Origin of the sequence: Micromonospora sp. NPDC047812, from assembly GCF_040704175.1 — a bacterium.
Classification (GTDB): domain Bacteria; phylum Actinomycetota; class Actinomycetes; order Mycobacteriales; family Micromonosporaceae; genus Micromonospora.
Genome location: NZ_JBEYRY010000001.1, coordinates 849956 through 873424, shown reverse-complemented (window position 1 = coordinate 873424; position 23469 = coordinate 849956). Strand labels below are relative to the sequence as shown.

The window sequence follows — 23469 nt, the reverse complement described above, 5'->3', positions numbered from 1 at the left end:
CCGGCAGCGACCGCGGGTCGTGCCGCACGCGGAGGAACTCATGAAGATCGAGATGTACGCGGACGTGCTGTGCCCCTGGTGCTACATCGGCAAGAGGCGCCTCGCCGCCGCCCTGACCGGCGTCCCGGACCGTCACCGGACACAGGTCGTCTGGCGCAGCTACGAGCTCGCCCCGCACGAGGGCAGGACCCCCGGCCGGACGGCGGCCGAGGCGATGGCGGACTGGTGGGCGGACGCCGCGCCCGCCAGGATCGCCCGCATCCGCACCCTCGGCGCGGCCGAGGGCCTGGAACTCAACCTGCACCTCGCGCGACCGGTGAACACGTTCGACGCCCACCGGCTGGGTCACCTGGCCGCCGACCGTGGCCTCGCCGACGAGATGATGGAACGGCTGCTGCGCGCCTATCACACCGAGGGCCTCGACATCGCCGCCCCGGACACCCTGGAACGGTTGGCAGTCGAGGCCGGGCTGGACGTCGCCGACGTCCGCACCCTGCTGGCCGGTGACGCCTACGCGGACCGCGTCCGGGCCGACGAGCGCCGCGCGGTGGAGTGCGGCGTCACCGGCGTCCCCTCGCTGGTGATCGACGGTCGGCCCCCGATCTCCGGAGTCCAGTCCCCCGAACGGCTCCGCCGCCTGCTCAGCGGCCGTCCGGCCGTACCCGCGGATTAGAACCGGCGCGGCGCGGTCAGGGCAGGCGCGGCGCAGGCGGCGACGGCGGCGAGCAGCGTGGCCAGCCGGGTCGCCGGCGCGCCGAGCGGCTCGATCCAGCCCGGGCCGGCGCCGTACACCCGGATCGCCGGGAAGTCGCGGGCGAAGCGCACCAGACGGTACGCGCGCCCGGTGACCGGCGTCTGCGCCCAGACCACGACGATGCGCGGGCGGACGCGACGGGCGGCACTGGCCAGCGCCGTCCACGGCAGCGCCGGCCCGAGCAGCAGGCTGCCCCGGGACCGCTCGCGCAGCGCGGCGGCCAGCGCGTGCAGGCCGAGGCAGTGCGTCTCCTGCTCGGCGCCGGCCAGCAGCACGCCGCCGGTGGGCAGCGGACGGCCCGGCACGCGCCGGAACACGTCCAGGCCGACGCGGAGGCCCTCGGCGAGGGCGTGCTCGACCGCGACCTCGATGGCGGTGTGCCCGGGCAGCGCGGCCAGCATCGGCGCGCAGACCTGTTCCCACAGCGCCGCCGCGCCCCACTCGTCGGCCACCTCGACGACGAGCGCGGCGACCCGGTTGGCGTCGAGGTCCTCGGCGGCCAGCGAGAGTTGCTTACGCGCGGTCTCGACGGCCCCGACCGGCATGGGATCTGACAGCACCAGACGTACCCCCGGGTAGACGTTCACTACCCGGGGGTACGTCGGGAGGGGCGCGGATGGATGCGCCCGGGTGCGACTACCGCCGGCGGGACGCCGCCCAGCGCGTCGCCAGGGCCGCGGCGCTGCCCCAGATGCCGCGCCGGAACACCAGCACGACGAGGACGAAGATCCCGCCGGTGACCAGACCGATCGCCTCGAACCCGGAGAACGACAGCCAGTCCTCCAGGCGGACCAGGATGCCCGCGCCGAGCACCCCGCCCCAGAGCGTGCCGATGCCGCCGAGCACCACCACGATGACCGCCTTGCCGGAGGTGGTCCAGTGCAGCACGTCGAGGGAGACGAAGCGGTGGCCGACGGCGAACAGCCCGCCGCCGAGCCCGGCGATGAAGCCCGACAGCACGAACGCGGTCAGCTTGTAGCGGTGCACCGGGTAGCCGAGCGCGCGGGCGCGGGCCGGGTTGTCGCGGATGCCGACGAGCACCCGCCCGAAGGGCGAGTGCACGATCCGCCAGGCGGCGGCCAGCCCGAGCAGCACGATCGGCAGGATCGCGTAGTAGAAGTAGTAGTCGTCGGTCAGGTCCAGCCCGAACAGCTCGCGGGGCACCCCTTGCAGGCCGTTCTCGCCGCGGGTGACCGAGCGCCACTCGTTGGCGACGTAGTAGACCATCTGCGCGAACGCCAGGGTGACCATGGCGAAGTAGATGCCCGTCCGCTTCACCGCCAGGTAGCCGATCGGCACCGCGAGCACGGCCGCCGCGAGCGCCCCGGCCAGCACCGCCGCCGGGAACGGCAGGCCGAGGTGGATGGCCGTCAGCCCGGTGACGTACGCGGAGGCGCCCCAGAACGCCGCGTGCCCGAAGGACATCAGCCCGGTGAAGCCGAGCAGCAGGTCCACGGCGACGGCGAACAGCGCCCAGCAGAGGATGTCCACCGCCACCGCCGGGTAGAGCCCGTTGGGCAGCCAGAACGCCACCACCAGCCCGACGGCGAGCAGCGCGTACCGGACCCAGCCGGGGGCCCGGGTCACGGCGACCAGCCCGGACCTCGGCGCCGGGCGACCGGCGTCGGTCTCGGTGTCGACGGTGCTCGTCATGCCGGTGCCTCCTCACGGCCGAACAGCCCGGCCGGGCGCCAGAGCAGCACGACGGCCATCACGATGAAGACGATCGTCTGCGACACGATCGGGAAGTCGGACAGGTACGCCTCGCCCCACGCCTGCACGAGGCCGATGCCGAAGCCGGCGGCGACGGAGCCGAAGATCGAGCCCAACCCGCCGATCACCACCACCGCGAAGACCACGATGATCAGGTCGGCGCCCATCAGCGGGTTCACGGCCCGCATCGGCGCGGCCAGCACCCCGGCGAGCCCGGCGAGGCCGATGCCGAAGCCGAAGACCGGGGTGACCCAGCGTCCGACGTCGATGCCGAACGCCCGGGTCAGCTCGGGCCGCTCGGTCGACGCCCGGACCACCATGCCGATCCGGGTACGGGTGAGCACCCACCAGACGCCGACGCAGACGGCGACCGCGAAGCCGAGGATGAAGACCCGGTAGGTGGGGAAGTCGAAGAGCCCGAAGTCGACCGACCCGCTGAGCGCGGACGGGGTCTCGTACGGGCTGGACTGCACGCCGTAGCGGAGCTTCACCAGGTCCTGGAGGATGAGCGTCAGGCCGAAGGTGAGCAGGAAGTTGTAGAGCGGGTCGAGCCGGGTGAGCCGGTGGATGAAGGCACGCTCCAGTGCCATGCCCACCAGGGCCAGCCCCACCGGCATGATCACCAACGCCGCCCAGAACGGCACGCCCGCCTCGGTGAGCAGCACGTACGCGCCGAAGGCGCCCAGCATGTAGAACGCGCCGTGGGCGAAGTTGACCACCCGCAACATGCCGAAGATGACCGCGAGCCCGAGGGCGAGCAGGGCGTAGAACGCCCCGCTCACCAGCCCGTTGAACGTGTTCTGCAGGAAGCCCGTCACAGCTTGCATTCCGAGGACGGGGCGGCGAACGCCTCGGCCGCCGGGATGGTCTTGAGCACCTTGACGTAGTCCCACGGCTCGGTGACCTCGGACTGCGGCTTCACCTGGGCCAGGTACGCGTCGTGCACGACCCGGTGGTCCTCGGCGCGGATCTTGCCGTTGCGCAGGAAGACGTCCTCGACGGTCTTGCCCTCCAGCGCGTCGACGATGGTGTCGGCGTCGTCGGTGCCGGCGGCCTGCGCGGCCTCCAGGTACTGGGTGGCGGCGGAGTAGTTGGCCGCGTGCGCGAAGGACGGCCGGGTGCCGGTCTCCTTCTGGAACCGGTCGGCGAACTCCCGGTTCTTCGCGTCGAAGTTCCAGTACCAGGCGTCGGTGTACGTGGTGCCGGCGAGCGCGGCCGGGGTCAGCGAGTGGATGTCGGTGATGAACATCAGGCCGACCGCCAGCCCGACGCCCTTCTCCCGCAGCTTGAACTCGTTGTACTGCTTGACCACGTTGACCAGCTCCGCGCCGGCCTGCATGGTGCCGAGCACCTGCGGCTTCGGGTTGAGCGTCGGCGCCTTGAGCAGGAAGGTGGAGAAGTCGCCGCTGGTGTTCGGGAACGGCGCCCCGTCCTTGCCGACGACCTGCCCGCCGGCGGCGGTGATGGCGGTGGAGAAGCTCTTCTCCATGTCCTGCCCGAAGGCGTAGTTCGGGTAGAGGATGTACCAGTTCTTGCCGACCTGCTCGGTGGTGACCTTGCCCGTTCCGTTGGCCAGCATGTACGTGTCGTACGCGTAGTGGAACGTGTACCTGTTGCAGCTCTTGCCGGTCAGGTCGGTGGTCGCGGCGCCGATGTTGAAGTAGAGCTTCTTCTTCTCCTTCGCCACGTCGGCCACCCGCAGCGCCGCCGACGAGGTGGGCACGTCGAGGATCAGGTCGACGCCCTGGCGGTCGTACATCTCCTGGGCCTTGGTGTTGGCGATGTCGGGCTTGTTCTGGTGGTCGGCGGTCTCCACGGTGATGTCCTTCGTCACCGCCCTGTCGCCGTGCTTCGCCTTGAAGTCGGCGATGGCCATCTCGACGGCCTTGACCGAGTTCCTGCCGGACAGCTCGGAGTACGCACCGGACTGGTCGTTCAGCACGCCCAGCACGATCTTGCCGCCGGTCAGCTTCTGGTCCCCGCCCGACTGCGGACCACCGCCGCCGCAGCCCGCGACCAGCACCATCGCCGCCGCCGAAGCGGCGGCCACACCCACCGTCCTACGCATGCCCATCCCTCCACCCCGCGCGCCGCGCGGGTCGTCGAATCGGAATTCAGATGCCGAGGTACGACAGCAGCTCCCGCTCCCGGGAGCGCACCTCGGAGTTGTCCAACGCCTCCACGACGCGTCCCTCGGCCAGCAGGTAGTGCCGGTCGGCGACGCCGGTGGCGAAGTGCAGGTTCTGTTCGACCAGCAGCACGGTCACCCCGTGCCGCTTGGCCTCGCGCAGGAGGTCGCCGACCTGCTGCACGAGCAGCGGCGAGAGTCCCTCGGTCGGTTCGTCGCAGAGCAGCAGCCGGGCGCCCATCCGCAGCACCCGGGCCAGCGCGAGCATCTGCTGCTCGCCGCCGGAGAGCATGGTGGCGGCCGAGTCCCGCCGCTGGTGCAGGGCGGGGAACGCCTCGTACACGCGCTCCAGCGGCCACGGGTCGGGCCCGACGGTCGGCGGCAGGGTGAGGTTCTCCGTCACGCTCAGCGTGGCGTAGCTGCCCCGGTCGTCGGGGACCCAGCCGAGCCCCAGCCGTGCCCGCCGGTACGCGGCCAGCTTCCCGACGTCCCGCCCGTCCAGCTCGATCCTGCCGCGCTGGCCGGCGTGCAGGCCCATCACGCAGCGCAGCAGGGTGGACTTGCCGGCGCCGTTGCGCCCGACGAGGGTGACCACCTCGCCGGCGGCGACGTCCAGGCTGACCTCCCGCAGCACCTGCGCCTCGCCGTACCAGGCGGACAGGTTCTCAATGCGCAGCATCAGCGGCTCCCAGGTAGGCGGTGATCACGCGCTCGTCGGCGCGCACCTGCTCGTACGGGCCCTCGACGAGGACCTTGCCGGCCTGTAGGACGGTGACGGTGTCGGCGAGCCGCCCGACGACGCTCATGTTGTGCTCGACCAGCACCACCGTCCGGCCCCGCCGGACCCGCGCGACCAGCTCGACGGTGCGGTCGACGTCCTCCAGGCCCATCCCGGCGGTCGGCTCGTCGAGCAGCAGCACCTTCGGGTCCAGGGCGAGGGCGATGGCCAGCTCCAGCGCCCGCTTGCGCCCGTACGCCAGCGCCTCGGCGGGGGCCTCGGACAGCTCGGCCAGCCCGACCATGTCGAGCAGTTCGCCGGCCCGGTCGGTGTAGCGGCGCATCAGCTTCGCCGAACGCCAGAACCGCCAGCCCAGTCCGCTCGGGCTCTGCAACGCCAACTCGACGTGCTCCCGCGCGGAGAGCTGCGGGAAGAGGCTGGTGATCTGGAACGACCGGGCCACGCCGAGCCGGGCGACCCGCTCGGGGGGCAGCCCGGTCACGTCGCGGCCGTCCAGCTCGATGCGCCCACCGCTGGGCCGCAGGAAGCCGGTGAGCAGGTTGAACAGGGTGGTCTTCCCGGCGCCGTTGGGACCGACGAGCGCGTGGACGCTGTCCGCCGCGATGTCGAGGTCGACCCCGTCGACCGCCCGGAAACCCCGGAAGTCACGGGTCAGCCCGCGGGCCGACAGGAGCGCTTGCCCGGCCATCGCCTACTCCTTCGTAGGTCCGGCGACGGCCTGATCGGTGACCGGGGTCACATGGCCGTCGTGTGCTGGAAACCTACGGCGGCGCCGGGATGTCGAACTATGTCGATGGCAGCCACATTCCGGGACGCCGGACCGTGCGGGAACTCCATTCCGCCGCCCGGCCACCCCGCCCGTCGGCATCGACAATGGTGACTGCCGGGTCGTTCCGTACCACGCCCATGTGGGCGCGCCACGCCGCGCCCCACCTGCGCTCCGCCTTGACGGATGCCCCTAGGGTGATGGCCCCCTCCCGCGAAAGGTGCCGAGCGAATGCCCTTCGGCTTCACTGTTGCGATCATCTTCGCCGTCGGCCTGGCGATATCCGGCCTGCTCGCCCTCGCCGCCCCGAACAGGTCGACCAAGCGGACCGCCGCCCTGGCGGCGCTCGCCTGCCTCGTCGGGACGGTCGTGTTCACCGTCGGCTCCAGCGCCCACTCCGTGCCGATCCGCTCGGTCGGCATCGTCACCAGCTTCGGCAAGCCGACGGGCAAGGTCACCGGCTCCGGCCTGAAGTGGGTCGCCCCCTGGCAGAAGGTGGGCGAGTGGGACGCGGGCCGGCAGAAGTACGACCACATCGGCGGCGACCACTGCGTCCGGGTCCGCACCGGCACGCTCGCCGACGCCTGCGTCGAGGTGCTCGTCGAATGGCAGGTCAAGCCGGAGAACGCGCCGAAGCAGTTCATGGACTACAAGGGCGACTTCGACAGCTTCCGGGGTCAGCGGGTGGGCGTGCAGCTCGACAGCGCCGTCAACGACGCCTTCGCCACGTACAACCCGCTGGAGAAGATCGACTCGAACACCGGCAGCCTGAACGTGGACCTGAAGCCCTTCGCCGAGAGCATCAAGACCAGCGCGGAGTCGCGGCTCGCCAGCGACGTCGACATCCTGTCGGTCACGATCACCCGGGTCAACCACGACGACAAGACCGAGGGCAACATCAAGGCCTTCCAGGACAAGCTCGCCCAGACCCGCAACCTGGAGCAGGACCGGAAGAACGCCGCCATCCAGAAGCAGATCACCGAGACCAACGCGAAGGTCGACAAGGTGTCGCGGTGCCTGGAGATCGCCGAGCGCAACGGCAGCAACCCCGGCCTCTGCATCAACCCCGGGATCATCACCGGCGCCAAGTGACGGCCGGCCGACGTCGACCCCGCCCCGGCGTCAGCCGGTGAGCGCGTCCAGGGCGAGGTCGACGTCGTCCTCGGTGGAGTAGATGTGGAAGGACGCCCGCACCCGGCCGGCCCGGACCGCCGCCCGGACGCCGGCCCGCTCCAGGCGCTCCGCCGCGCCGGGCACCTCCACCGCGACGATCGCGCTCTCCCCCGGCGGCCGGCCCAGCCCGGCGAGGAACCGGTTGGCCAGGGCGACGTCGTGCGCGTGCACGGCCGGCACGCCGATCTCGGCGACCAGTTCCAGTGCGGGCGCGGTGCCGACCCAGCTGAACCAGGCCGGCGAGATGTCGAAGCGGCGGGCGTCGGCGGCCAGGCGCAGCGGCAGGCCGTAGTAGGAGGCGTGCGGGTCGTCCCCCGCGTACCAGCCGGCGGCGTCGGGGCGCAGCCGCTCCCGCAGCGCGGGCGCCAGGTAGGCGAACGCGGAGCCGCGCGGGGCCATCAGCCACTTGTACGCCCCGACCGCCACCACGTCGGCGAGGCTCCCGTCGAAGGGCAGCCAGCCGCACGCCTGGGTGGCGTCGACCGCGACGAACGCGCCGTGCGCCCGGGCCGCCGCAACCACTTCGGCGTACGGGGCGACCGCGCCGTCGGCCGACTGCACCAGACTGAACGCGACCAGGTCGGTGTCGGCGTCGATCGCGTCGACGAGCCCGGCCAACGGCGCGGGGCGAACCCGCACGCCCCGCTCGGCCTGCACCAGCCACGGGAAGAGGTTGGAGGTGAACTCCACCTCCGGCACCACGACGGTCGCGCCGGCGGGCAGGGCGGCGGCGACCGGGGCCAGCAACTGCGAGACCGTGCTGCCGACCGCGACGTCGGCGACCGGCACCCCGACCAGACCGGCGAAGGCGGCCCGCGACCGCTCCGTGGCCCGGCCCCAGCCCTCCCACGACGTGCGCCCGGCCCGCCAGTCGGCCAACGCCTCCTGCACCGCGTCCCACGCCGGCTCGGGCGGGAGCCCGTAGCTGGCGGTGTTCAGCCAACCCGGCTGCGGCTGCCACAACTTCTGCGCCTGTGTGATGTCCACGCCGCCGACGCTAGTCACCCGCGCCGGGTACCTCCGATGGCCAATCCCGCGCTCGCGGCCCCGGGTGGGGCGCGCTCAGGCCGCCGCCCGCAGGGCGTGCAGACCTCGTCGCACCTCGTCGAGCCCCCGGTCGAGGTCCCAGGCGGCGATCTCGTGCAGCGGATGGCGCTCGCCGAGGAGTCGGACCACTTCCAGGCCGACCAGGTAGCCGCAGCGGCGCGGCAGGTCGCCCCGGTGGGCGCTGTCGCGCATGAGGAACCAGGCGGCGTACCGGTCGAGGTCGGTGGCGTCCACGTCGGCGGCGATCCGGTGCAGGATCTCCGGCCAGCGGCGCCGGCAGTCGGCGAGCCACCGCCGGTGCGTGGCACCCATCCAGAGGTACTCGTCGTCCGGTCGTCGCGGGTCCAGCTCGGCCGTCACCCGGGTGGCCAGCCCTTCGGTGAGCAGCGCGTGGGCGACCCCGTGCTCCGGCCAGTCCCGGATGTGGGCCAGCCGGTCGTGCACCACGTGCGCCACCTCGTGCTGGACCAGCAGCCCGTCGTGCTCCGGCTCGCCGAGCCGCTCGACGGCGAGGAACAGGGCGAGCCGGCCCCGGAACTCGTCGGCCCAGCCGTTGGCCTGTTCCAGCCCGACCAGCAGGACACAGTCGAGCGGATCCCCGTCGCCCGGCCAGCCCATCGCCCGGCCCACCCCGGCGACGGTGGCGGGCAGCAGCGCGGCCAGCCGCTCCGCGCGCGCGGCGAACACCGCCTCCCGCCCGTGCAGCCGTTCCAGGACACCTTCGAGATCGCTCACCCCGGACCAGTCGCCCCGGCGGTCCAGGGCCGCGTACAGGTCGCGGTGGGGTGCCAGGTAGTGCGTCCGCCACAGCTCTGGCCACCGCTGCCGGGGGACGTGCGCGGCGCGGCGCGCGTACGCCAGGAAGTCCGGCACCAGGTCGCGAACCCGCAGCGGGCTCGCGACGGCCTCCCCGGCGGGCACGGTCATGCCCGCGATCTTGCCGCATCCGCCGCGGCCCCGCTTGGTCGCTCGTGGGACGGTGGTGCCGTGGTCAGTCGAGGCGGTCGGCGCGGTGGAGCAGGTACCGCCGCTCGACCTGGTTGTCCGTCAGGGCGGCGGCCTCGCGGTACAGGATGGCCGCGCCGGCCGCCTCGCCGGTCGTCTCGAGCAGGTGGGCCCGCACCGCGCGTTCCCGTCGCCGGGTCAGCGGTTCCCGATCCAGCCGGAAGCGCCCGTTGAGGTCGTCGAGCAGGGCCAACCCCCGGGCCGGCCCGTACGCCCGCGCCACCGCGACCACCCGGCTCAGCCGTACCGGCGCGGTGGGGTTGAGCCGTTCCAGCCACAGGTAGAGCGCCGCGATCTGTGGCCAGTCGGTGTTTTCCGGCGACCCGGCGCCGGCGTGCACGGCCGCGATCGCCGCCTGCAACTGGTACGGGCCCACCTCGCGCCGGCTCCAGACGCTGTCGATCAGCTCGGTGCCCTCGCGGACGAGGTCGGGATCCCACCGCGTCCGGTCCTGCTCGTCCAACGGCACCAACTCCTCGTCGCGGCCGGTGCGGGCGGTGCGCCGCGACTCGGTGAGCAGCATCAGCGCGAGCAGCCCGGTGACCTCGGCGTCGTCCGGCAGGCAGTGGTGGAGCATCCGGGTCAGCCGGATCGCCTCGCGGGTCAGGTCGACGCGGGCGAGTTCGGCACCGGCGGAGGCCGTGTATCCCTCGTTGAAGACCAGGTAGAGGACCCGCGTCACCGCGATCATCCGGTCGTGCCGGTCGGCGTCGGTCGGCGGGGTGAAGCGGGCGCCGGCACGGGCCAGTTGCTGTTTGGCGCGACTGATCCGGGTGCCCATGGTGCCCTCGGTCGTCCCGTGGGCGTGTGCGATCTCGGCGGTCGTCAGACCCCCCACCGCGCGCAGCGTGAGCGCCACCTGGGAGGTGGTGCTCAACGCCGGATGGCAGCAGAGCAGCAGCAGGGTGAGGCTGTCGTCGGTCTCCGGCGGGGGGTACGCCCGGCGGGCCGGCTCCCGCATGGCCAGCTCGGCCGCCGCGGCCTCCTGCTCGCGCCGGCGCCGGGCCCCCTCGGAGCGCAGCAGGTCGACCATCCGCCGGTAACCGATCCGGATCAGCCAGCTGCGCGGGTTCTCCGGCACGCCGTCGACCGGCCACGTCCGGCTCGCGGTGAGCAGCGCCTCCTGCACCGCGTCCTCGGCGGCGTCGAAGTGACCGAAGCGCCGCACCAACGCGCCGAGCACCTGCGGCGCCTCGGTGCGCAGCAGGTGCTCGACGTCGGCGGTCACGCCGGCACCGCCGTTCGCACCCTCTCCAGGACCTCCGCTCGCGGGCCCGCGCGGGTGGGTCACGCCGCGAAGTCCTCGCCCATGATCGGTCGGATCTCGATCGGCTCACCCAGCACCTCGACGATCCGCGAGGCGATGTCGACGGCCCGTTCCCGGCTCGCCACGTCGATCACGGCGAAGCTGGCCAGGACCTCCTTGAGCTCGGCGAACGGCCCGTCGGTGGCGATCACGCCGGCCGGGCCCGGGCGGACGGTGGCGCTGACCACGGGGTGGCCGAGGCCCTCGCTGCCCACGAACTCGCCGGTCTCGGTCAGCTCCCGCTCGAACCTCTGGTACGCGGCGAACGCGGCCATCGCCTCCTCGGACGGGACGTCGGCGGTCGCGGCGTCCCAGGCGGCAGCCGGGGTGTAGCTGAGCAGCAGATACTTCACGATTCCTCTTCCTTGGTCGGGCCTGGTCGACGGTACGTGGGTCAGGCGGGGCGGCGCAGGGAGAGGGCGAGCACCGTCGTCCAGGTGAAGGCGACGAGGCCGTTCACGGCGATCTGGATGCTCATCCGGTCCGGCGACATGGGCATCAGCAGGACGAGCGCGGCGACGCCGTTCAGCACGGCCGGCAGCACCGCCCGGCGGCGCACGTGCCGGACCGCCAGCACGATGGCGGCGACGGCCAGCGCGGTGAAGGCGACGGCCGCCGAGGCCGAGTGCGCGACGCCGTGCCAGGACATCCGCGCGACCGGCCCGTCCGGGGTGCCGACCGGGAAGCCGTACTCCGGGTCCATGGTGAACACACCGGCGGCGACCAGCCCGGCGCCGAAGATCCCGACGAGGATCGGCAGCGCCCGCCGGCCGACCCCCTCGGTGGGGGTGCGCCGGATTCCGGCGGCCAGCGCCAGCCCGCCGAGGCCGGCGAGCACGAACGTCGCGATCTGGATCCAGCCGAGGCCGCCGGTGGCGAGCTGGCTGATCGGGTGCCGGGTGATGTCGAAGCCCTCCCGGGTCAACATCTGGACGACGGCCGAGGCGAAGAAGCCCGGTCCGGCGAGGGCACCGGCGAGCAACAGGTGGTCGGGCGAGCGGCGGGCAGTGGGGACGGCGAGGGTGGCCATGGGTTCCTCCTTGGTGGGTTCCTGCCGCTACCTCGTGGCTGGCCCCGGGATCTCGACACGACCGGAAAGTGATCGGGGGCACATCAGGCGCGTGTCGAGACCCGCCGGCCGCCTCCGAGGTACCGGCAACGACCCATCAAGGAGGACGAGATGTCTGAGACCCACCAGCCGAGCGCCGACCTGACGGCCCTGGACCGCCTGGTCGGCACCTGGGCGGTCACCGGCGGCGCCGAGGGGACCGTGACGTACGAGTGGATGGAAGGCCGGTTCTTCCTGCTCCAGCGCGTCGCGCTCACCCAGTTCGGCCAGCCCGTCACCGGCCTGGAGGTGATCGGCAACCTGCGCCCGTTCGGCGAGCCGGCGGGCGCGGACGTGGTGTCGCGGTTCTACGACTCGACCGGCAACACCCTCGACTACGTCTACGAGCTGACCGGCGACAAGCTGACGATCTGGGGCGGCGCGAAGGGCAGCCCGGCGTACTACGAGGGCACGTTCAGCGCCGACGGCGCGACGGTGACCGGCGAGTGGGTCTACCCCGGCGGGGGCGGCTACCCCTCGACCATGACGCGGGTCTGACCCCGGCCCGGCCCCGCCGACGTCAGCTGACGTTGGCGGGGCCGAGGACGCTCTTCAGGTCACCCATCAGCGCGGTGGTGGCCGCCACCCGGAACGGTCCCAGCCGCAGGGTGGTGGTCCGGCCGCCGTTGAGCAGCTTGACGTGCACCTCGGTGTCGCCCGGGTGCAGGACCAGGGTCTCCTTGAGTCGCTCCACCAGCGGCGGGGTGCACCGGTGCACCGGGATGGTCAGGGTGACCGGCTTGTTCGCCGGGTTGCTGCTGACGTCCGGCATGGACATGTCCATCGCCATGATCCGTGGGGTGTCGTCGCGCCGGTCCACCCGGCCCTTGACCACCACGATGGCGTCCTCGGCGATGTACTGCCCGATCACCTCGTAGGTGTTGGGGAAGAAGAGGGTCTCCACGCCGCCGGCGAGGTCCTCCAGGGTGGCCGACGCCCAGGCCCGGCCCTGCTTGGTGACCCGCCGCTGCACCCCGGAGAGGATGCCGGCGAGGGTGACCACGGCCCCGTCCGGGACGGTGCCCTCCTCCGACAGGGCGGCGATGGTGCAGTCCGCCGCCGCGCCCAGCACGTGCTCCAGGCCGAAGAGCGGGTGGTCGGAGACGTAGAGGCCGAGCATCTCGCGTTCGAAGGCGAGCTTGTCGCGCTTGTCCCACTCGCCGTCGCCGATCACGGGCATGACCGTGGTGCTGTTGGTCTCCGCGTCGCCGAAGCCGGCGCCGAAGAGGTCGTACTGGCCGACGGCCTCCTTGCGCTTGACGTCGGCGTACGCGTCGATCGCCTCGGCGTGCACCGTGAGCAGCGCCTTGCGGGAGTGCCCGAGCGAGTCGAACGCCCCGGCCTTGATCAGCGATTCGATGGTCTTCTTGTTGCAGACCACGGCGTCGACCTTCGACAGGAAGTCGTAGAAGTCGGCGTACTCGCCCTTCTCGTCCCGGCAGCGCATGATCGCGGCGACGACGTTGGCGCCGACGTTGCGCACCGCGCCGAGGCCGAAGCGGATCTCCTTGCCGACCGGGGTGAACGGCCCCGCGGAGGTGTTCACGTCCGGCGGCAGCACCTGGATGCGCATCCGGCGGCACTCCGACAGGTAGAGCGCCATCTTGTCCTTGTCGTCGCCGACGGAGGTGAGCAGCGCCGCCATGTACTCGGCCGGGTAGTGCGCCTTCAGGTACGCGGTCCAGTACGACACCAGCCCGTACGCCGCCGAGTGCGCCTTGTTGAAGGCGTAGCCGGCGAACGGGACCAGCACGTCCCAGACCTTCTGGATCGCCTCGTCCGAGTAGCCGCGCTCCCGGCACCCGTCCCGGAAGGGGATGAACTCCTTGTCGAGGATCTCCTTCTTCTTCTTGCCCATCGCCCGGCGCAACAGGTCGGCCTGGCCGAGGGTGTAGCCGGCGAGGATCTGCGCGGCGCGCTGCACCTGCTCCTGGTAGACGATCAGGCCGTAGGTGGGCGCGAGGATCTCCCGCAGCGGCTCCTCCAGCTCCGGGTGGATCGGGGTGATCTCCTGGAGGCCGTTCTTGCGCAGCGCGTAGTTGGTGTGCGAGTCCACGCCCATCGGACCCGGCCGGTACAGCGCGAGGACGGCGGAGATGTCCTCGAAGTTGTCCGGCTTCATCATCCGCAGCAGGGAGCGCATCGGCCCGCCGTCGAGCTGGAACACGCCCAGGGTGTCGCCCCGGGCCAGCAGCTCGTACGCGGGCTTGTCGTCCAGCGGCAACGCCAGCAGGTCCAGCTCCTTGCCGTGGTTGAGCTGGATGTTCTTCACCGCGTCGTCGATGATGGTCAGGTTGCGCAGGCCGAGGAAGTCCATTTTCAACAGCCCGAGCGACTCGCACGTCGGGTAGTCGAACTGGGTGATGATCACCCCGTCGGAGTCCCGACGCATCAGCGGGATGTGGTCGACGATCGGCTCGGCGGACATGATGACGCCGGCGGCGTGCACGCCGGTCTGCCGGATCAGCCCCTCGATGCCCCGGGCGGTGTCGATGACCTTCTTGACGTCCGACTCGGCCTCGTACATGCCCCGGATCTCGCCCGCCTCGGCGTAGCGGGGGTGCTTGGGGTCGAAGATGCCCTCCAGCGGGATGTCCTTGCCCATCACCGCCGGGGGCATCGCCTTGGTGATCCGGTCGCCGACCGCGTACGGGTAGCCGAGCACCCGGGCCGAGTCCTTGATCGCGGCCTTCGCCTTGATGGTGCCGAAGGTGGCGATCTGGGCGACCTTGTCCTCGCCCCACTTGTCGGTGACGTACTTGATGACCTCGCCGCGCCGACGCTCGTCGAAGTCGATGTCGACATCCGGCATCGAGACCCGCTCGGGGTTGAGGAACCGCTCGAAGATCAGGCCGTGCGGGATCGGGTCGAGGTCGGTGATGCCCAGCGCGTACGCCACCAGCGAGCCGGCGGCCGAGCCACGGCCGGGGCCCACCGCGATGCCCTGGCTCTTGGCCCACTGGATGAAGTCGGCGACCACGAGGAAGTACGACGGGAAGCCCATCTGGATGATGACGCCCAGCTCGTACTCGGCCTGCCGGACGTGCCCCTCCGGGATGCCGCCGGGGTAGCGCCGGGCCAGCCCGGCGAAGGTCTCCTTGCGGAACCAGGACTCCTCGGTCTCCCCCTCCGGGACGGGGAAGCGGGGCATCAGGTTGTGGAACTCGAACATCCCGGTGGGGTCGACCTTCTCGGCCACCAGCAGGGTGTTGCGGCAGCCCTCCAGCCAGAGGTCGGAGTTGTCGACGGCGCGCATCTCGTCGGCGGACTTGATGTAGTAGCCGCTGCCGTCGAACCGGAACCGGTTCGGGTCGGCGACGTTCGCCGCCGTCTGCACGCAGAGCAGCACGTCGTGCGCCTCGGCCTGGGACTCGTGCGTGTAGTGCGAGTCGTTGGTGACCACGGGCGGGATGTCCAGCTTGCGGGAGATGTCGTGCAGCTCCTGCCGGACCCGGCGCTCGATGCTGATGCCGTGGTCCATGATCTCCAGGAAGTAGTTCTCCTTGCCGAAGATCTCCTGGTACCGCGCCGCGGCCTTGAGCGCCTCGTCGTACTGGCCCAGGCGCAGCCGGGTCTGCACCTCGCCGGAGGGGCAGCCGGTGGTGGCCATCAACCCGTCGGAGTTGGCGGCGAGCAGCTCCGCGTCCATCCGCGGCCACTTGACGAAGAACCCCTCGGTGTACGACCGGCTGGTGAGCTTGAAGAGGTTGTGCAGGCCGGTCTTGTTCTTCGCCCAGATGGTCATGTGGGTGTAGCCGCCGCTGCCGGAGACGTCGTCGCTCTTCTGCTCCGGCCGGCCCCAGCGCACCCGCTGCTTGTGGAACCGCGACTCGGGCGCCACGTACGCCTCGATGCCGAGGATCGGGGTGACGCCGGCGGCCATCGCCTGCTTGTAGAAGTCGTTCGCGCCGTGCATGTTGCCGTGGTCGGTCATCGCCACCGCCGGCATGCCCTGCCGCTTGACCTCGGCGAAGAGGTCCTTCAGCCGGGCCGCCCCGTCGAGCATCGAGTACTCCGTGTGCACGTGCAGATGCGCGAACGAATCGCCCATGCGTGGCGCCCCCCCCCGGGTCGGATCATGGGATGGTCGAGCTCGGACGGCCTACCCTATCGCCGCCGCGAGACGCGGCTCCAGACGCCGCGCGGTCCGGGTCGGGCCGGGTGGCGTGTCTCTCCGGCCGCCCCGCCGCGCGCCGGCCGCCGACGGTCGGCGGGGCCCCGCGACGGCTTCCGGCAGTCGGTTCCCGGACTCGGGGCGCCCCGGCCGGCGGTCGCGGCCGTAGCCTGGACGGACGGTATCCGGCGAGCATTGGACGACCTGATGCCCCTCCCGGACGGTGTCGAGGAGCTGGTCGAGTCGGCGGCGCGCGGCGATCCCGCGGCGCTCGACGCGCTGCTGGTCGCGGTCCGCCCGGAGGTGCTGCGCCTCTGCGCCCGCCTGCTGCCCCACCGCGAGGACGCCGAGGAGGCGTGCCAGGACGCGCTGCTCGCGCTGGTCCGGGGCATCGGCCGGTTCGAGGGCCGGTCGTCGTTCCACACCTGGCTGTACCGGCTGACGGCCAACCGGGCCCGCTCCACGTACCGGGTGCTGCGGCGGCGCTGGCTGGTGGAGGCCGGCGGCGTGCCGCTGCCGGAACCGGTGGACCCGCGCCGGACGAGCGTGGTCGCCGGCACCCGGCTGGACCTGCTCGACGCGCTCGACGCGCTGCGCCCCGAACTCGCCGAGGCGGTGACCCTGCGCGACGTCCTCGGGCTGGGCTACCGGGAGATCGCCGGCCTGCTCGGCCTGCCCGAGGGCACCGTCAAGTCGCGGATCCACGAGGCCCGCCGGCAGCTGCGGCACCGGCTGTCCGGGGAGCCCGCCGCCGGCGAGGGGCGGCGGTGACCGCGCCGGGCCGCCGGCGGAGGGTGGCGGTGACTTCGGGCCGTCGGCGGACGGCGGCGGAGGCCGGGGCGGGCGAGCAGTCGGAGTGCGCCGGCGGGGACGGCGTCCGCCGGGGCGCGTCGCGCGGCTCCGGCGGCTCACGGTCCGCCGCGCCGCGGCTCGCCAGGATCGCGGTGGTCGCCATGATCGTGGCCGTGCCGGTCGCGGGGTGCGGCGGCGGGGACGCGCCCGTCTCGCCGCTGCCCGTGCAGGCACCGGCCGCCCGCTCCCCCGGCCCGGCCTCGCCCTCCCCGTCGGCCCTGCCGTCGTCGGCCCTGCCGCCGTCGCCGAGCACACCGGGTCGTCCGCCGAGCCCGCCGGCCGTCGTCCCCCCGGCTCGGCGGCCCCCGCCGGCTGCGCCCCCGACGACCGCCGCCGGGCGTACGCCGGGCGCGACGCGGTCGCCGAGCGGGCCGCCCGGCACCTGCTTCGGGGCGGTGCGTCACGACGTGGTGCTGGCCGAGACCGAACTGGCGCTGCTCCCCTCGCTCTGCTTCGCCACCGGCGGCGTGCTGCGGATCATCGGCATCGGCCCGGGCGAGGTGACCGTGGACCGGGAGGACCTGGTCTCCCGCAGCTACGAGGGCGGGGTGGTCGACATCCGGTTCGTCCGCCCCGGCACCGTGGACGTGCTGATCCCGCAGGGCGGCACCACGCACACGGTCACCGTGGTCGTGCGCTAGCACCGACGCGCGGGCGGCGGCGGCCAGGCATGCACCTGCGCCGATGGGCGTCCCCCTTGAGGCCGGGCTGACCAGCCCCTTCCCTAGGCTGGACCGTCATGACGGAGCGGAAGACGATTCTCGTGACCGGCGCGACCGGCAACCAGGGCGGCGCCACGGCCCACCGGTTGCTCGAGTCCGGCTGGCAGGTGCGGGCGCTCGTCCGCGATCGGGCCAAGCCGGCCGCGCGCCTCCTCGAGGAGCAGGGCGCCACCCTGGTCGAGGGGGACATGGACGATGCCACCTCGCTCCGCGCGGCGATGCGCGGCGTGCACGGTGTCTTCAGCGTCCAGGCCCTGGCGCTCGGTCCGGACGCCCTCGCGGCCGAGATCAGGCAGGGCAGAACCGTCGCCGACGTGGCCGGGGAGACCGGCGTCGCGCACCTGGTCTACAGCTCGGTGGGCGGCGCGGAGCGGCGGACCGGCATCGACCACTTCGAGACCAAGGCCGAGATCGAGCGGCACATCCAGGCTCTGGACCTGCCCGCGACCATCCTGCGGCCGGCATTCTTCATGGACAACCTCCTCCACTACGCCGACGCCCAGGGAGAACGGGTCCTGAGGCTGCAGGTCCTGCCCGACCGGCCGCTCCAGCTGATCGCCTCCGACGACATCGGCCGCGTCGCCGCGCACGTCTTCACCCACCCCGCCGACTTCCTCGGCGCCCAGATCGAGATCGCCGGGGACGAGCTGACCCTCACGCGGGTCGCCGAGATCTACGAGGCGCTCACCGGCACCCCCACCCGGCTGGAGCCGCAACCCATCGAGCACCGCATGTACGGGTGGTTCGCCGAGAGCGGATACCAGGCCGACATCGCCGGCCTGCGGGACCGGTTCCCCTGGTTGCTGACGTTCGAGGAGTTCCTGCGGGGCCGCCTCGGCCGGGCGGCGGCGTTAGCAGCGCAGGGTGACCGGCCCGGGAAGCCCACGGCATCGGGCGGGCCCCAGGAGGGTCAGCTCACCGTCACCCCGGCGAGCAGCGTGTCGACGAAGTCGGCTCGGCTGCCGGCCGGGGGCGTGATCTGCACGTAGACCAGGCCGGCGCGGCCGGGCGCGAGCCCGGCGGCCTCGACGACCTCGGGACGGCCCCGGTCGCAGGTGAACCGCGCCACCACCCAGTCCACGCCCGCCTGCCGGATGCGGCGTACCGGCAGGGCGGCACACGCCGTATGGGCGCGCTCGGCAACGAATCCCGCCGGGCTGGTGCGCGCGGCGATGCTGGCCGACAGCCCGACGAAGGCACCCGGCACGGTGGGGTCGGCGGCCCACCGGTGCGGGTCGGGCGACATCACCAGGGCCGGTTCGAGCCGGCCGTCGGGGCCGTACCGGCCGGCCCAGCCGGTGCCGGTGGCCTGCCATCCGGGCGGCAGCCGGACCGTCAGCGGCCCGCTCGTCCCGGTGTCGGCGTCCCATCCGGCGGTCGCGGCGTCGCCCGCCGTGGTCCCGACCGCGAACAGCGCCGCGACGCCCAGAGCCACCGCCCCGAACCGCCGTCGGCCCGGCCGCCGGTCCCCCGCACGCGCCGGTCCGCCCGCGAACGGGCGCGGCGGTGGGGCGGCGGCCCGGCCGGGCGGGACGGGATCCGCGCGGGCAGGCGCGGTGGCGGCGCTCCGCAGGGCGGCGCGGAAGGCGGTGGCGTCCGGGTACCGGTCCACCGGCCGGGGTGCGGTGGCCCGGCGCAGCACGGCCGCCACCTGCGGCGGCACGCCCTGCCGCAGTCGGACCGCCCCGCCCGGGTGCGGCAGGTCGCCCGCCACGCGCTCCGCGTCCGCGCCGAGGAGCCGCAGGCCGAGCCGGCCCAGGCCGTACACGTCGGTGCGGGTGTCGACGACGGCGAGCGGGTCGTCCTGTTCGGGGGCCATGTAGCCGGGGGTGCCGGCCCGGGCGGTGAGACCGGAGGCGGCGGCGAGGGCCTTGGCCAGCCCGAGATCGGCGATCAGCACCCGCTCGCCGTCCGGGCCGGAGCGGAACAGGACGTTGCCCGGGGTCAGGTCGCGGTGCACCACGCCGTGGCGGTGCAGGACGGCGACCCCGGCGGCGATCTCGGTCAGCAGGGCCAGGGCGGCGGTCGGGGGCACCGGGCCGGCCGCCAGCCGGTCGTGCAGGCTGCCGCCGTCGGCCCAGGCCATGACCGAGTACGGCCGGCCGTCGGTCAGCTCGCCGGCGGCGTGGACGCGGATCAGCCGCTCGTCGTCGAGCCGGCGCAGCAGGCGGGCCTCGTCGAGGAACCGCTCCCGTACGCGCAGGTCGTGGTGCCAGTTCTCGGCCAGCACCTTGATCGCCACCCGGGAGTCGAGCACCGGGTCGTGGCCGAGCCAGACCGTCGCGAACGACCCCGTGCCCAGCAGTCGCTCGATCCGGTATGGCCCGATCCGCTCCGGACTGGTCACCGCACCACCCCCCGGCACCGGCACCGCCGGCCGCCGTTCCGCCTCGACAGTAGACGGCGCGTCGGTGCGGCGGCAGCCCTCGGCGGCGCGCCTGGGCCGTCCCGCAGCGCGTCGGTCGGGAACCCGACGAACCGATCCGGTCGGCCGGGAGACCAAGAGGACGAGGACATCCGCACCACCGAGGAGGAGATCCCCGTGCACCGTCTCTCGTACACCGTCGTCACCGCCCTGCTGGCCACGGCCGGGCTCGTGCCGATCGCCCTGGCGGCCCCGGCCGCCGCCGCGCCCCGGCCGGCCGTCGCCGCCGGGCACCCGACCGACCGCCCCGGCGTCGATCCCGGCCCTGCCGCCGCCGGGCGGGACGAGGTCGAGGTCATCAGCGTCCGGGGCGCCGGGCCGTTCCGGATCGGGGCCGACCTGGCGCGCCTGTCGGCGGCCGGCCTCATCGACTGGGTGGCTCCGGACTGCGACGGCACGGTCCACACCGGCGTCACCGGGGCCTGGGCGGGGAAGGTCCTGCTGACCTTCCTCGACGGGCGGCTGGTGGGGGTGGGCACCGCCACCGCGCCGCCGCGCACCCCCGCCGGCGCGGCGGTGGGCATGTCCTTCGCCGCCCTGGAGGAGATCTACGGCCCGCGGGGCTCGATGATCCGCAACGACGCGGGCGACGCCTCGGCGTACCTGGTACGCGTCGGCCCCCGGGTGGAGCTGTTCACCGGTCACCCGATCCGGCCGGGGGTCGGCTACCTCCAGGTCGGCCCGGCGTCCGTCGTCGAGCGCGGCTTCCGGGAGGGCCGGTCCTGCTGAGCGACCGACGCACGCGGCGGCGGATCCCTCCGGGGGTCCGCCGCCGTCCGCTTCGCCCGAACACACTGATGTTGACGGACGCGATGATGTGTCGCTGGACAATAGTGTGTGCCACACAGTATGGTGTGACACATGGTGAGCGATGAGATCCTGCGAACGCACCTCCAGGAGTTGCGTCGGGGCACCGTGGTGGTGGCGAGCCTCGTCGCGCTGCGCCGTCCCGACTACGGCTACGCGTTGCTGCAACGCCTCTCCGACCACGGCTTTCCGGTCGACGCCAACACGCTCTACCCGCTGCTGCGGCGGCTGGAGGAACAGGGGCTGCTGACCAGCGAGTGGAACACCGAGGAGAGCCGGCCACGCAAGTTCTACCGGACCAGCGAGGAGGGCGAGTCGGTGCTGGGCCGCCTCCTCACCGACCTCGCCACAGTGCAGACCTCCCTGACCGGGCTGATCGAAGGAGCCGACCGATGAACACCCTGACCGACCGATACCTCGCCGCGACCCTGCGCTCGGTGCCGGTCGCGCGCCGCGAGGAGATCGCCACCGAGCTGCGCGCCTCGATCGAGGACATGGTCGAGGGCCGCACGGCCGGCGGGCAGGACGCCGCCGCCGCCGAGCGGGAGGTGCTCACGGAGCTGGGCGACCCGGACAAGCTCGCCGCCCGCTACGCCGACCGCCGGTTGCAGCTGATCGGCCCGGCCTACTACCTGGCCTGGTCGCGGCTGATGAAGCTGCTGCTCAGCTTCATCCCGGCGATGGCCGGCGTGCTGGTCGGCCTGCTGGAGGTCGCCGACGGCGGCGACGCGGGTGAGGGGATCGGCGCCGGCATCTCCGCCGCCATCCAGGTGGCGGTCCAGATCGCCTTCTGGGTGACCGTGGTCTTCGCGGTGCTGGAGCGCACCAAGACCCCCCTGCACCTGCCCGAGTGGAACGTCGACCAGCTCCCGGAGGACACGGCCGGGCGGCAGATCACCCTGACCGACATCGCCGCCTCGGTCACCTTCCTGGCACTGATCATCATCTACCTGCCGATGCAGCACTTCCGCTCGTTCGTTCCCACCGACGGTGAGAACCTGCCGATCCTCGACCCGGCGCTGTGGAGCTTCTGGCTGCCGTTCCTGATCGCGGTGCTGGTCGCCACCATCGGCCTGGAGATCGCCAAGTACCGGGCCGGGCGCTGGACCTGGCCGCTGGTCGCGGTGAACGCGGTGCTCGACCTGACGTTCGCGGTGCCGGTGGTCTGGCTGATGTCGACCGACCGGCTGCTCAACCCCGAGTTGGTGGCCCGCTTCGAGTGGCTCGGCGAGGGCGACAACCTGAACCTGGTCGCGACCGCCGTGATCGCCGGCACGGTGCTGGTGACGCTCTGGGACATCCTCGACAGCGCCGTCAAGACGTACCGCAACCGCACCTGATCCCACCACGGCCACGGCCCGGCGCGCCCCCGCGTGCCGGGCCGTGGCGCGTGCCGACGCCGGCCACTCGACGGGGCGCGGCGCGCCGGCGGTGGCCGTGGCGGGGAAGCCGGCCGGGTGCCGGACCGGCGGCGGCCGGCGGGATGAGATCCTGACCTGGATGAACAGCGACACCGACGAGGGCTGGCGGCGCCCGGGGCCCACCCCGGAGCAGCGCCGGCTGGACGTCTACATCGGGTTGGCCGCCACCGTTCTGGCGCTGTTCAGCCTGACCCTGGCCCGCAGCGCCGGCGCGTTCCTGCTCGGCCCGCCGCCGTCCGGCCCGGAGCAGATCTTCTGGACCGTCGCGGTGACCCTGCCGCTGATCTGGCGACGCCGGTTCCCCGCCGCCGTCACGCTGGTGGTCTCGGTCGCGTTCATCGCCGCGCAGGCCCGCTCCGCCCCGGAGACGCAGCTCGCCTCGTGGGCGCTGTTCGCCGCCCTCTACACGCTGGGCGCGTGGGGCCGGGACCGGCGGCTGTCCCGGCGGCTGCGGATCGGCGTCATCGCCACCATGTTCCTGTGGCTCGGGCTCTACTACGCGACCTCCTACACCAACATCCCCGCCGACGCGTTCGCCCGCGCGGTCGGACCCGTGCCCCCGTTGCTCGCGGCGATGGTGAACGGGGTGCTGGTCAACGGCCTCTACTTCGGGTTCGCGTACTTCTTCGGGGAAACCGCGTGGCTGGCCGCCCGGCGTCAGCACGAGGTGCAGGCACGGGCCGAGGAGCTGCGCCGTTCGCAGGCCGAGGTCCGCGAGCACGCGGTGGTGGGCGAGCGGGTCCGCATCGCCCGCGAGCTGCACGACGTGGTCGCCCACCACGTGTCGGTGATGGGGGTGCAGGCGGCCGCCGCCCGCCGGGTGTTCGACAAGGACCCGGTCAAGGCCCGCACGGCGCTGAGCGCGATCGAGGAGACCGCCCGCACGGCCGTCGACGAGCTGCGCCGGATGCTCGGCCTGCTCCGCGCCCGCGACGGCGGACCGGACCGCCCGGACCAGCCGGGGCCCGCCGGGATAGACCAGATCACGGCCGTGGTCGAGCGTGCCCGCGAGGCCGGGCTGCGGGCCACCATGGGGGTGTACGGGGACCCGACGCCGCTGCCGGAGTCGGTCTCGCAGGCCGCGTACCGGGTGGCCCAGGAGGCCGTGACGAACGCGCTCAAGCACGCCGAGGGCGCGACCGCGCTCGACGTGCGGATCCGCTACCTGGCACACGAGGTGGAGGTCGACGTGACCGATGACGGACGGGCCACCCGCCCCCCGAACGCCGACGGGCTCGGCCTGGTCGGGATGCGCGAGCGGGTCGCCACCCACGGCGGCGCGCTGGAGGTCGGCCCGCGCGCCGGCGGCGGCTGGCGGGTACGGGCCCGGTTCCCGCTGCCGCTGCCGGTGGGGCGGCCCGCGTGAGCGCCGGGGACGAGGTGCCCGGG

23 protein-coding genes are annotated in these 23469 nt (G+C 73.2%); 10 read left to right on the top strand and 13 right to left on the bottom strand.

Annotated features, from left to right (window positions below):
- Positions 1-40 precede the first annotated feature (40 nt).
- On the top strand, positions 41-673 hold the full coding sequence (locus AB0883_RS03965; protein WP_366639252.1) for a DsbA family oxidoreductase: 633 nt from the start codon (positions 41-43) through the stop codon (positions 671-673).
- Here AB0883_RS03965 and AB0883_RS03960 read toward each other — a convergent pair.
- From AB0883_RS03960 to AB0883_RS03935, 6 genes are all read right to left on the bottom strand, one after another.
- Entirely contained in the window at positions 670-1314 is a 645-nt protein-coding gene (locus AB0883_RS03960; RefSeq protein WP_366639251.1) for a transcriptional regulator, read from the bottom strand. The two genes, AB0883_RS03965 and AB0883_RS03960, sit on opposite strands and share 4 nt — an antisense overlap.
- A gap of 76 nt (positions 1315-1390) precedes the next feature.
- Positions 1391-2407, bottom strand: coding sequence for a branched-chain amino acid ABC transporter permease (locus AB0883_RS03955; protein ID WP_366639249.1), 1017 nt, complete (start codon positions 2405-2407; stop codon positions 1391-1393).
- Complete coding sequence (locus AB0883_RS03950) at positions 2404-3285, bottom strand: branched-chain amino acid ABC transporter permease (protein WP_121395354.1); 882 nt, start codon at positions 3283-3285, stop codon at positions 2404-2406. Before AB0883_RS03950 ends, AB0883_RS03955 begins: the two co-directional genes overlap by 4 nt.
- The gene (locus tag AB0883_RS03945) at positions 3282-4541 is read right to left on the bottom strand and encodes an ABC transporter substrate-binding protein (protein WP_366639247.1); all 1260 of its coding nucleotides are present in this window, start codon (positions 4539-4541) and stop codon (positions 3282-3284) included. The genes AB0883_RS03950 and AB0883_RS03945 overlap by 4 nt, the downstream gene beginning before the upstream one ends.
- Positions 4542-4581: 40 nt before the next feature.
- Positions 4582-5274: an ABC transporter ATP-binding protein gene (locus AB0883_RS03940; protein WP_366639245.1), complete on the bottom strand. Its 693-nt coding sequence runs from the start codon at positions 5272-5274 to the stop codon at positions 4582-4584.
- Complete coding sequence (locus tag AB0883_RS03935) at positions 5261-6022, bottom strand: ABC transporter ATP-binding protein (protein ID WP_121395361.1); 762 nt, start codon at positions 6020-6022, stop codon at positions 5261-5263. Before AB0883_RS03935 ends, AB0883_RS03940 begins: the two co-directional genes overlap by 14 nt.
- Before the next feature lie 309 nt (positions 6023-6331).
- Between AB0883_RS03935 and AB0883_RS03930 the strand changes: the two genes are divergently transcribed.
- Positions 6332-7192, top strand: a complete 861-nt coding sequence (locus AB0883_RS03930; RefSeq protein ID WP_366639243.1) for an SPFH domain-containing protein — start codon at positions 6332-6334, stop codon at positions 7190-7192.
- A gap of 30 nt (positions 7193-7222) precedes the next feature.
- Here the strand turns inward: AB0883_RS03930 and AB0883_RS03925 are convergent, their stop codons facing one another.
- The 5 genes from AB0883_RS03925 to AB0883_RS03905 form a co-directional block, all read right to left on the bottom strand.
- Positions 7223-8260: an aminotransferase class V-fold PLP-dependent enzyme gene (locus tag AB0883_RS03925; protein ID WP_366639241.1), complete on the bottom strand. Its 1038-nt coding sequence runs from the start codon at positions 8258-8260 to the stop codon at positions 7223-7225.
- A 75-nt stretch (positions 8261-8335) separates the two neighbouring features.
- Complete coding sequence (locus tag AB0883_RS03920) at positions 8336-9247, bottom strand: hypothetical protein (RefSeq protein WP_366639240.1); 912 nt, start codon at positions 9245-9247, stop codon at positions 8336-8338.
- A 64-nt stretch (positions 9248-9311) separates the two neighbouring features.
- Positions 9312-10553, bottom strand: a complete 1242-nt coding sequence (locus AB0883_RS03915) for a DUF6596 domain-containing protein (RefSeq protein ID WP_366639239.1) — start codon at positions 10551-10553, stop codon at positions 9312-9314.
- 59 nt (positions 10554-10612) lie between these two features.
- The gene (locus tag AB0883_RS03910) at positions 10613-10984 is read right to left on the bottom strand and encodes a YciI family protein (protein WP_366639237.1); all 372 of its coding nucleotides are present in this window, start codon (positions 10982-10984) and stop codon (positions 10613-10615) included.
- Between the two features lie 41 nt (positions 10985-11025).
- Positions 11026-11661 (bottom strand): DUF998 domain-containing protein, encoded by a 636-nt coding sequence (locus AB0883_RS03905; RefSeq protein ID WP_366639236.1) that lies wholly within the window; start codon positions 11659-11661, stop codon positions 11026-11028.
- Positions 11662-11811: 150 nt separating this feature from the next.
- Between AB0883_RS03905 and AB0883_RS03900 the strand changes: the two genes are divergently transcribed.
- Complete coding sequence (locus AB0883_RS03900; protein WP_366639235.1) at positions 11812-12237, top strand: hypothetical protein; 426 nt, start codon at positions 11812-11814, stop codon at positions 12235-12237.
- 22 nt (positions 12238-12259) lie between these two features.
- Here the strand turns inward: AB0883_RS03900 and dnaE are convergent, their stop codons facing one another.
- Positions 12260-15790, bottom strand: coding sequence for a DNA polymerase III subunit alpha (gene dnaE / locus AB0883_RS03895; RefSeq protein WP_366639233.1), 3531 nt, complete (start codon positions 15788-15790; stop codon positions 12260-12262).
- 270 nt (positions 15791-16060) lie between these two features.
- Here dnaE and AB0883_RS03890 point away from each other — a divergent pair, with 270 nt between their 5' ends.
- From AB0883_RS03890 to AB0883_RS03880, 3 genes are all read left to right on the top strand, one after another.
- A complete protein-coding gene (locus tag AB0883_RS03890) occupies positions 16061-16624 on the top strand; it encodes an RNA polymerase sigma factor (RefSeq protein WP_366639232.1) in 564 nt (187 codons plus the stop codon).
- Positions 16625-16653: 29 nt separating this feature from the next.
- A complete protein-coding gene (locus AB0883_RS03885) occupies positions 16654-17346 on the top strand; it encodes a hypothetical protein (protein ID WP_366639230.1) in 693 nt (230 codons plus the stop codon).
- Between the two features lie 98 nt (positions 17347-17444).
- Positions 17445-18416, top strand: a complete 972-nt coding sequence (locus AB0883_RS03880) for an NmrA/HSCARG family protein (protein ID WP_366639228.1) — start codon at positions 17445-17447, stop codon at positions 18414-18416.
- Here AB0883_RS03880 and AB0883_RS03875 read toward each other — a convergent pair.
- Positions 18338-19774 (bottom strand): serine/threonine-protein kinase, encoded by a 1437-nt coding sequence (locus AB0883_RS03875; RefSeq protein ID WP_366639226.1) that lies wholly within the window; start codon positions 19772-19774, stop codon positions 18338-18340. The genes AB0883_RS03880 and AB0883_RS03875 overlap by 79 nt on opposite strands.
- Positions 19775-19969: 195 nt before the next feature.
- Between AB0883_RS03875 and AB0883_RS03870 the strand changes: the two genes are divergently transcribed.
- The 4 genes from AB0883_RS03870 (at position 19970) to AB0883_RS03855 (ending at position 23446) form a co-directional block, all read left to right on the top strand.
- Entirely contained in the window at positions 19970-20581 is a 612-nt protein-coding gene (locus AB0883_RS03870) for a hypothetical protein (protein WP_366639224.1), read from the top strand.
- 132 nt (positions 20582-20713) lie between these two features.
- Positions 20714-21055, top strand: coding sequence for a PadR family transcriptional regulator (locus tag AB0883_RS03865; RefSeq protein ID WP_089001033.1), 342 nt, complete (start codon positions 20714-20716; stop codon positions 21053-21055).
- A complete protein-coding gene (locus AB0883_RS03860; protein WP_366639222.1) occupies positions 21052-21999 on the top strand; it encodes a permease prefix domain 1-containing protein in 948 nt (315 codons plus the stop codon). The genes AB0883_RS03865 and AB0883_RS03860 overlap by 4 nt, the downstream gene beginning before the upstream one ends.
- Before the next feature lie 160 nt (positions 22000-22159).
- Complete coding sequence (locus AB0883_RS03855; protein ID WP_366639220.1) at positions 22160-23446, top strand: sensor histidine kinase; 1287 nt, start codon at positions 22160-22162, stop codon at positions 23444-23446.
- The last annotated feature ends 23 nt before the right edge of the window (positions 23447-23469 follow it).